9 protein-coding genes are annotated in these 9,305 nt (G+C 61.9%); 3 read left to right on the top strand and 6 right to left on the bottom strand.

Translation table 11 applies throughout. The annotated features are described in order from the left end of the window. The coding region (locus NW837_RS07275; protein ID WP_414330251.1) for a hypothetical protein at positions 1-710 on the top strand (710 nt) is incomplete at its 5' end. Between the two features lie 13 nt (positions 711-723). On the opposite strand, the gene NW837_RS07270 is transcribed toward NW837_RS07275, so the two are convergent. The 4 genes from NW837_RS07270 to NW837_RS07255 all read right to left on the bottom strand — a co-directional run bounded on the left by NW837_RS07270 (position 724) and on the right by NW837_RS07255 (position 5,979). Next, positions 724-1,950, bottom strand: coding sequence for a DUF3326 domain-containing protein (locus tag NW837_RS07270; protein ID WP_414330250.1), 1,227 nt, complete (start codon positions 1,948-1,950; stop codon positions 724-726). A 53-nt stretch (positions 1,951-2,003) separates the two neighbouring features. Beyond that, entirely contained in the window at positions 2,004-3,539 is a 1,536-nt protein-coding gene (gene hemG, locus NW837_RS07265) for a protoporphyrinogen oxidase (protein WP_414330248.1), read from the bottom strand. Between the two features lie 118 nt (positions 3,540-3,657). Beyond that, positions 3,658-4,968 (bottom strand): homoserine dehydrogenase, encoded by a 1,311-nt coding sequence (locus NW837_RS07260; RefSeq protein WP_414330247.1) that lies wholly within the window; start codon positions 4,966-4,968, stop codon positions 3,658-3,660. 204 nt (positions 4,969-5,172) lie between these two features. Beyond that, complete coding sequence (locus tag NW837_RS07255; RefSeq protein WP_414330245.1) at positions 5,173-5,979, bottom strand: GvpL/GvpF family gas vesicle protein; 807 nt, start codon at positions 5,977-5,979, stop codon at positions 5,173-5,175. 246 nt (positions 5,980-6,225) lie between these two features. Between NW837_RS07255 and NW837_RS07250 the strand changes: the two genes are divergently transcribed. Continuing rightward, the gene (locus tag NW837_RS07250) at positions 6,226-6,843 is read left to right on the top strand and encodes a DUF3318 domain-containing protein (RefSeq protein WP_041436440.1); all 618 of its coding nucleotides are present in this window, start codon (positions 6,226-6,228) and stop codon (positions 6,841-6,843) included. Here NW837_RS07250 and surE read toward each other — a convergent pair. Further along, positions 6,775-7,557 (bottom strand): 5'/3'-nucleotidase SurE, encoded by a 783-nt coding sequence (surE, locus tag NW837_RS07245; RefSeq protein ID WP_414330243.1) that lies wholly within the window; start codon positions 7,555-7,557, stop codon positions 6,775-6,777. The genes NW837_RS07250 and surE overlap by 69 nt on opposite strands. Positions 7,558-7,744: 187 nt before the next feature. Here surE and gap point away from each other — a divergent pair, with 187 nt between their 5' ends. After that, complete coding sequence (gene gap, locus NW837_RS07240; protein WP_414330241.1) at positions 7,745-8,761, top strand: type I glyceraldehyde-3-phosphate dehydrogenase; 1,017 nt, start codon at positions 7,745-7,747, stop codon at positions 8,759-8,761. Between the two features lie 59 nt (positions 8,762-8,820). Here the strand turns inward: gap and NW837_RS07235 are convergent. Beyond that, positions 8,821-9,305: MFS transporter (locus NW837_RS07235; RefSeq protein WP_414330239.1), on the bottom strand; the 485-nt coding region annotated here is incomplete at its 5' end.

Raw genomic sequence — 9,305 nt, 5'->3', positions numbered from 1 at the left:
AGTGTCTTGTCCAACTGGTGTTGGATCGCCAGGGGTTGAGCGGCTCCTTGCCGCCCGAAATAGGCCAATTTCGCCGGTTGCGAGCCTTGTCCCTCAGCCACAACCAACTTTCGGGCCCCCTGCCGCCCGAGCTGGGGCAACTCAGCCAGTTGGAAAACCTGTTTCTCGACTACAACGAATTCTCCGGCTCCATCCCATCCGAGCTGGGGCAGCTGCGCAACCTGCGCGGCCTGTTTTTGGATCACAACCAGCTCTCTGGGCCTATTCCCCCCCAGCTGGGGCAACTGCGCCACCTGGAAAACCTCATCCTGCAAAACAACCGCCTCAGCGGCACCCTTCCCGGCCAACTGGGCCAGATGAGCTCTCTCAAGGGCCTGTTTTTGGATCGCAATCAGCTCTCTGGGCCTATTCCCCCCCAACTGGGGCAACTGCGCCACCTGGAAAACCTCTACCTGTCGGACAATCGCCTCAGCGGATCCCTGCCCCCCGAGCTGGCTCAGCTGAATCAGTTACGGGATCTGCGCCTGGCACGTAACCAATTCACGGGAGAACTGCCGACCTTTTTGGCAGAACTGCCCCGACTGGAGCGGCTGCACATCGAGGGAAACCCCGGCCTCTGCTTGCCGGCCGCCCTGTCGGAGTGGTTTGCCGGCCTAAACCCGGCGGATCCCCTGCCGGCTCCCATCTGCTCATGGACTCCGTCCCGCTAACGCGACCGGTAGCCTACTGGGACTCCGTCCCGCTATCGCGAAAGGACTCTGTCCCACTATTGTGCTCTGCACCGCTGTCACGAACGCAACAGCGTCGCGTAGCAATAACGGCGCAAGTGTGGGATCCCAGCTTTTCCGGGGTGGAGGGGGAGAGCCGTAGCGACGACCAGGCCACTCCTGCTCGATGGGCCACCACCACTCCAATCGCCTCTAGATAGGAGGTTACCGATACATGAGGGATCCCCAACTGGCGGGGATGCACCTGCATCACGGTGGTGTTTTCCTCGACGGCAATGAAAAGCGGAGGACGGGCAAGGACTCCGTCCGTTCGCGTCAGCGGCGGAGCATTGTGGTGGGGTCGCGACAGCGTTGCGCCGCAATAACGGCTGGCCAGGTGCAGCAAGCCAGGCCCCCCAAAGGCAGTGGCCGGGGCAATGACGCTGTCCACCTGCTCTGCTGTCAGGTCGCCCGGTTGGGCGGGATCCCCGCTCTTGACAAATTGGGGAGCGTAGCTGAGGCCCACCAAAACCGAAGGCAAGAAGGTAAACCCCACCTCTTCAGCAGCAGCGCGGGGGTGAACCGGCTTGGGGAAAGTCTCAGGGTAGAAAGCGGGGGCATGGGCACAAGGGATCCGCAACTCCCGCACCACCAGGTGGCTGATCAGGGCTTCGACGCCGGCCAAGGGATCCACCCCCATTCCTTGCTCGTATTGGCTGAAGTCCAAGTCATCCGGAAAGCGGGCCACCACGGCAATGGCCTCTGCCCCCAGGCGAACCAGCTCCTGGGCAGTCTCCAAGAGAGCATCGGGCCGGGCTAGGGATCCCTGGCTGGCCCCGGAGGGGGAGAAGCTGACGGAAACGCCCAAGGGTTGGCGGGTCAAGCGCCAGGGGCCGATGTTGAGCCCCAAGGTGGCCTGAGCGGCTTGCATCACCTGCAGGTGGCGTTGTTGCAGATCAGGGGGGATCCCGGCATCCAGCACCACCCCAACACAGTTTTGGCGCACTGGCCGCAAATTCCACACCCCCGCACAGAACTGATCCAGGCCGTACCCTTCCACGTACAACACGTTCCCCATCGGCCAAAACAAACTGGCTCCGTTTAACACGTTGGGATGGGTAATGACCCGCTCTGCGGCTGCTGCCAGGGTGCGGGCAACAGGCAGGGCATCCCCGGCAAAACCACCGATGCGGGCACCAATGCCGGTGGGGATGAGCAGGAGGCTGGTGTAGGGATGGCTCATGCTGCTATGTCTACAGCACTCTATGCTGCTACACGCGAACGGGAACCGCACCGCTAACGCCGGACGGACAGGATCTGCTGGGCTAGGGCCTCGGCCCGCCGCACACAATCTCCCAAGGCCACGCCATCCAGGTAGTTGGCACACACCCACACCCCTGGGGTTTGGTCGGCCAGGCTGGCCTGCAATTGGGCAATCCGCTGCCGGTGGCCAAGCGTATATTGCGGGATAGCCTGGGGCCACAGGCGCTCTCCCAGGCGGATGGGTTCGACAGGGCGGGTGAGCAGGATCTGGCTGAGTTCTGCATGCACAATTTGGGCCCGCTCGTCAGGGGAGAGCGCCGTAATGGGCGGGATCCCTTTCTGGCGGGCAAAAGCCGCATCGGTAGCTCCCCCGATGAAGCTGATCAGGCAGTGATAGCCCTGAGGAGCCCGCTCTGGGAAGAGGGAGGAGGCCCAGATGGTGCCCAGGGTGCGCAGGCCCTGAGAGCGAGGGATCAGATGGCCAAACCCTCGCAGCGGTTGGGGGAGGGCTTCTTCTGGATAGGCCAAAGCCACCACCGCCACAGGCGGGTAGGGGATTTCCCTCAGCAGCCGGCTGGCCTGGGGGTTGAGATCCTGCAGGAGGGTGGCAGCAGCGTAGGCAGGGAGGGTGAGCACCACCTGTTGAGCCGCCACCCAGTGGATTTCTTCTGGGGCGTTGTGCTCCGCGCCGCTGTGGTGTATGGCAAAGCCCACCCGGTAGCCCGTCTCATCCCGCTTGAGATGCACAGCCCGCCAGCCCAGCCGCAGCGCACTGCCCAGTTTCTGGGCAATCGCCTCAGGTAGCTGCTGCAACCCCTGCCGCAGGTTACCCAGTTGGCCCCGCTTGGGAGGAGGTTGGATAGGGGAGTTGCCGCTGTCCTGTTGACGGGTTCGCGGGAGCGTCGCGTAGCGATAACGGCTGCGCAAAGCCTGCACAGCACCAGCAAATAGGCTGCCGTAGCGTTCTTCCAAGCCGGCAATGCGGGGGAAGGCTGCCAAGGCGCTGAGCTGATCCGGATCCCCGGCATACACCCCTGAGGTGAAAGGTTCGACCAGCCGCTCTACCACCTCGGATCCCAGTTGCCGCTGGAAGAATTGCCGCACCGTTTCCTCTTTGCCCGGCGGTGGCGCAACAAACCCCAACAACCCACGTAAGGCCCGCAACTTGCCGCCCACGCTCAACAGCCGCGAGCCAATTGCCGCAGAAGGGCTCAGGGGCACCGGCAGCAGCTCTTTTTCCCAGTAGATGTAGCGGGGCAACTGGGCATCGGCCAGCACCAGGTGCTCCGCCAAGCCCACCTCGGCAATGAGGTTAAGCAGGGCGGGGACGGGGGTAAAGCTGTTGGGGCCCTCTTCCCAGCGATAGCTGTCTTTGGATTGGGTGGAGATACAGCCCCCCACGCGGGAGCTGGCCTCGGCCAGGAGCAGCGGCTGGGTGGATTCATCCTTGGGGGATAAGCCCTGTTGTAATCGCAAGGCTAACGTTAGGCCGCTGATGCCCGCCCCGACCACCACCACCTCAGCCTGCAAGGACTGCGTCCCGCTAAAGTGCTCAACAGAAGAGTTCATCTTTTGGGTTCCAACGGGGTTTTCAATCCTCAAGAGTCAAACAATTATGCTCTGAGCCGCTCCCCGTCCCACCAGCGCGTTCGCGTCAGCGGTGCGGAGCATTTTGGATCTATAGCAGCTAGCGCAGCACCCGAAATAGGCTGGGGATCCCGGCCACCTGGGGCAGTTGTTGGATCTCGGCCAGCGCCTGTCGGCAATCGGCCTCGCGGACGGTGTGGGTGAGAATCACAATCTCCGCCTGCTCTTGGTGACATTCCTTTTGGGTAATGCTCTCCAGGCTAACCCGGTGGCGGCCAAAGCAGGTGCCAATCGCCCCCATCACCCCCGGCTGATCCTGGGCCAACACCCGCACGTAAAACTCCGACTCCAATTCCGAGAGAGGGATCAAAGAGGCGGCAGCGGGGAAGCAGGAGAATCCCCACAGCGGATTGGGGGCATCAGCCCCCGTTTGCCGGTGGGCAATCAGGGTCAGCAGATCGCCAACAACGGCACTGGCAGTCGGCCCCCGCCCCGCCCCCGGCCCCGACAGCACCACCTGACCCAAGGGATCCCCCTGCACCAAAACGGCATTGTCCACGCCGTTGATGTTGGCCAAGGGGTGGGTAGAGGGCAGAAGGGTGGGGTGAACCCGGATATCCAAAGCCATCTTCGCTGCCTCCCCGCCAGAGTTGGCCCTTTGGGCGATGGCCAAGAGCTTGAAGGTGTAGCCCCACTCGCGGGCATAGCGAATGTCGGTGGGGCTGATGCCGCGGATCCCTTCGCAGGGGATGGCTTCCCGCTTCACAGACACCCCGAAAGCAAGGCTGGCCAAAATGGCGATCTTGTCGGCGGCATCCCACCCTTCCACATCGGCGCTGGGATCCGCTTCGGCGTAGCCGTGGGCCTGGGCCAGGGCCAGGGCTTCCTCAAATGAGCTGGCCGCCTGGGTCATCTGGCTGAGGATGAAGTTGGTGGTGCCGTTCACAATGCCCCAGACCGCCTGGATGTGGCTGGCCTGCAGGGACTGTTGCAAGGGCTGCAGAATCGGGATCCCGCCCCCGACTGCCGCTTCCAAGAGCACCGAGACTTTGGCTTGGGCTGCCGCCTGAAAGATCTCCTCCCCGTGGCGGGCGATCACCGCTTTGTTGGCCGTGATCACCGGTTTGCCGTGGTCAAGGGCTTTTAAGATCAAGCTGCGGGCCGGCTCCAAGCCCCCCATCAGCTCGATGACCACGTCGATTTCCGGATCCGACACGATTTGCTCCAGATTGGTGGTCAGGCGCTCAGGCGGGATCCGCACTTGCCGCGGCTTATCCAAAGAGCGCACCCCCACCGCCGCAATCTCAACCGACTGCAAGAGAGGATGCCGGGGTTGCTGCAGAATTTGCACAACACCCGTGCCAACCGTGCCCAGCCCCAATAGCCCAACTCGTTCGCGGTAGCGGCGCATAGCGCTTTAGACCACAACTCTTCCTTTTGCCTGCTGTTCCCGTTAGCGGGACGGAGTCCTTTGCCCTGTGAGGGCTCCGCCTCGCCAATGCAAACAGGAAGCGGACGGGATCCCCTCACCATTATCACGCTTGGATCCACGCTCTGCTAACGCGACCATGATCCGCATGCAGAGCACTTTGTTCGCGCTAGCGGGACGGCGTCCTTAGTTGGGATCTATACACTTGTCCGACAGAGAATCCCGCAAGGCACGGACAAAGTGATAGGGGGGCAAAGGGGCGCTCCAATCCAGTTGCCAATGGGGGTGCTGAGCCAGCCAGGTTTGGGTGAGCTGAGCGGCGGCTTCCCACTCGGCAGGGGTGAGCAAAAAGTAAAGCCGCAAGGCTTCTCCTGGCTGGGGATCCCCCCTTTGCACAGGCCAGGTGGAAGGCCAAAGCTGCTGTAGGGCTTGCTGCTCCTGCTCTTGCTGCTCTTGGGCCTGTCGTTGCTGGAGATAGGCTTGCTTGCGGGCCAACAGATAGGCCGTCCCGCTTAGGGAGGGCTGTGGCTCCGGTTGGGGCTGAGGTTGAACCCTTCCTTTGAGACAGTACTCGGCCCGCCCCCCAATGGCTGCGAGGGCTTGTTCGTACTCCGTCTGCCGGGACAGCAGATGGGATCCCAGCCTTTCTGCTGAGAGAAAGCAGGTGCCAAAGCGCAGGGGCAGCACCGGCATCTGGGCGAACAGTCGGCAGATCACCTGGTCGTGGCGCAGGGCAGAGCGCACCAACACCTCATCCGAGACTTGCAGCGACTCCGGATCCGGCATCGGCTCCACAGCAGCGGCAATTCGGCTGCCTGTCGGGGAGAACACCTGCACCGACCGATGGATCCCCTCGGTTTGCCGGATGAAGGGCAAAAGCTCTGGAGCTGGCTGCGGGAAGAAGGCGTAGGTGTAAAGGGGGCTGTTGATACTCTGCTCATTCCCGTCAGCAGTACGGAGCACTTGGGGTTCTGGCTGAGCTGGGAAGGTCATGGTCTCGGATTTAAGACGAGTAGGTAAGACGGGTAGGCTCGCCTTCCCAGTCTACGCAACCTAGGATTGGGATCTAAGGACTCCGTCCCGCTACCGCGAACAGAAACCCATGGAGTTCTACGGCCAGCCTGGAGATGCGATAGACTAGCCTCGCATTGGTTCTACACAGGGCTGTGGTGTCGGGGGCCGGAACAGCGCCCGTGTTCAGGCGGGCTCCCCGCCTCAATGCCCCTAACAGGTGAGGCCATGAACAGCCGCCCAGATTTCAAATCCTTTGAAAAAGAAGAAACCGAACGGTTGCGGGATCTGCTCCCCGCTTCTTTCCGACCCTTGATCAGCGTCGTTCCCCACTTCGGGGGTGAAGCCCTGCTCATCTCCCGCCGCAAAGCCCCTTGGCAGCCCCAGGGCACCATCGCCATCGATTTTCGCCGTTGGCAAGGGATCCCTCAGCCACAGCGGGATCTGTTGTTTCTGCGGGAGGTGGGATGGCTGGGCAACCGCAATTGGTTGCAGCCGGGGTTTTACCAATCGCTGGCCTTGATGGGGGGCATCACCACTGTTGCGGAGCTCTCTTTGCAGCACCCTTTTTCCGCTCTGTTGGCAGGTGGCATTACAGCTCTCTCCGTCCGGCAGATCTGGCAAAACCTGAACCGGGAGAGCGCCCATTTCGATGCCGATGAATTTGCCCTGCGCCGTGCCCAGTTCCGCGGCTACACCCGACAGGAGGCCGCTCAACACCTGGCAGATGCCATAGAACAGGTTCTGAAGCTGGATCCCACCGATATCCTGACGGCGCTACGGCTGCAACGGCTGAGAACCATTGCCCGCAACCTGGCTTCTACCCCCCCCAGCGGAAACGCCTGAGGCCAGTTGCACTTGGGTGATGGCCACCCGACCGGAGAAGCAGATGTCGGTATCGGTTTGGGGATCCCGAGCGCGCTCCGCATAGCGGCCCTGATAGCGAAACCACAGCGACTCTGCCCCATTTCCCTCGGCTTCCACCGCATAATCGAGCGGCAGGGGTTGGGTGCAGAGGGGACAATAGACCCGCTCCGGCAGAGGGGATCCGGCGGGCAAGTGGGGCAGGTTCACATTCCAAAACGCCCCCCTGGGCAGGGGTTGTTCCATCAGCTCCGCCAAGATTTCCCGCGTCCACCGCTGGGCTTGCTCCCAGTCGATGGGTTGGCCCCCTGCTCGGTATTGGGAAATGGCAATTCCCGGGATCCCCCGCATCGCCGCTTCCCGTACCGCCGCCACCGTTCCCGACAGGTACACATCCGATCCGAGGTTTCCCCCCTCGTTGATACCGGAAAGCACCCAATCCACCGCTGGGGCCAGCTTGAATAGGGCCACCCGCACACAGTCGGCAGGGGATCCCTCGACGGCAAAGGTGCGCTCGCCGCGGGCCAAGGCTCGAAAAGGTCGCCCCGTCGTCACCTGGTGGCTGCAGCCGGAAATCGGTTGGTGGGGGGCCACAATCCAACAGTGTTCTTCCGGGATGAGGGCGCTGAGGGCCAACTTGAGGTTGGCCAGCCCGGCAGCCTCGATGCCGTCATCGTTGGTCAGCAATACCTTCATTCCTACTTTTCCCTTCTGCCGGCAACTTCTTGGGTGAGTCCTTTTGCAAGTCCCAGTGGCAAATCTGGAGATCTTGGGTGCAAAAGCGATGGGGATCCCGTTCTTCTTTTACCCTATCCCTAGGGGGGCAGCGTCTCCCATGCCGCGTCCCCTGATCCATCGTATAAACTGATACCGGAGGATTGCGATGACCACACGGGTAGCCATCAACGGATTTGGTCGCATTGGGCGGGCCTTCTTGCGGGTGCTGCTGTCTCAGCCAGCTCGGGAGCTGGAGGTGGTAGCAGTCAATGACCTGACCGAACCCGACAACTTGGCCTATCTGCTCCAGTTCGACTCGGCCTATGGGCGCCTTCCCCAAACCGTGAGCGCGGTGGACGGGCATCTGCAAATCGGCAACCACCTGAAAGTCCGGGTTTTGGCAGAGCGGGATCCGGCACAACTGCCCTGGAAAGATCTAGGGGTTGACCTGGTGGTGGAATCGACCGGCTTGTTCACCAAACGGGAGGGGGCGGCCAAACACCTGGAAGCCGGGGCCAAAAAGGTGATCATCTCTGCTCCCGCCAAAGGCCCCGACTTGACGGTGGTGATGGGGGTCAACGACGACCAATACGACCCAGAGCGGCATCACATCATCTCCAATGCTTCCTGCACCACCAACTGCTTGGCGCCGCTGGCTAAGGTCTTGTTGGATCGCTTCGGCATCGAGACCGGCTTTCTCACCACTTGCCATGCCTATACCGCCACTCAGGCAATTGTGGATCGCCCGGATCCCAAAGATTATCGGCGGGGCCGCTCGGCAGCGGTGTCGATTGTGCCTTCCACCACTGGAGCTGCCACGGCAGTGGCCGAGGTTTTGCCCGCCCTGAGAGGGAAGATGGATGGCCTGGCGCTGCGGGTGCCCACCCTGACGGGCTCGATTGTGGACTTTGTGGTGCGTACCGAGCAGCCCATCACCAAAGAAGCCGTCAACCAAGCCTTTATCGAGGCTGCAGAAGGCCCGCTGCGCGGCATCCTGGCCATTGCTCCACCGGAGATCGTATCGGCGGATATTGTCGGGGATCCCCACTCTTCCATTGTGGATTTGGGATCCACCATGACCTTAGGGGATCGCACGGTGAAGGTGCTCTCCTGGTATGACAACGAGTACGGCTATGCGGCGCGGCTGGTGGATCTGGCGGCCAAAATCGGGGCTGCGCTGTAGGCGGCCATCCTTGTTGCGTTCAAGGCAAGGCTATTAGAACCGGATTTGCGGTGGGGCAGTTACGGTTCAGATGCGGTTGTGGCCGGGGTTGCAGTCGATGAAGGGGGGCCAAGCCACAGCAGGATCACCATCGCCGGAGCAGCTGTCATCGCTGTAATCAAATAAAACAAAGGCCAATTGACCGCAGCCGCCAAATAGCCTGACACAGCCCCGGCCAAGGTTCCCCCCACGGCAAACACACTGGTGAGCAAAGCATACTGAGTGGCACTAAATTGCCGATCGCAAAGGCTCATCAAAAAAGCCAGAAAAGCAGCCGTGCCCATGCCCCCGGCCATGTTGTCGAAAACGGTTGCCCCCAGCAGCAGCGGATAGTTTTGCCCCACCAACCCAATCGCTCCCAGGCCCAAATTGCCGATCCCTTGCAAGGCTGCGAAAATGAACAGACAGCGGTAGGTGCCGATGCGGCTGACCCACTCCCCCCCCACAAAAGCCCCAGCCAAGGTGGCCAACAAGCCTATCCAACTGCGGATAATGCCCAGATCGC

It is taken from the genome of Synechococcus sp. R6-10, from assembly GCF_047461815.1.
Lineage (GTDB): Bacteria > Cyanobacteriota > Cyanobacteriia > Thermostichales > Thermostichaceae > Thermostichus.
This window is presented reverse-complemented; position numbering and strand designations above follow the sequence as displayed.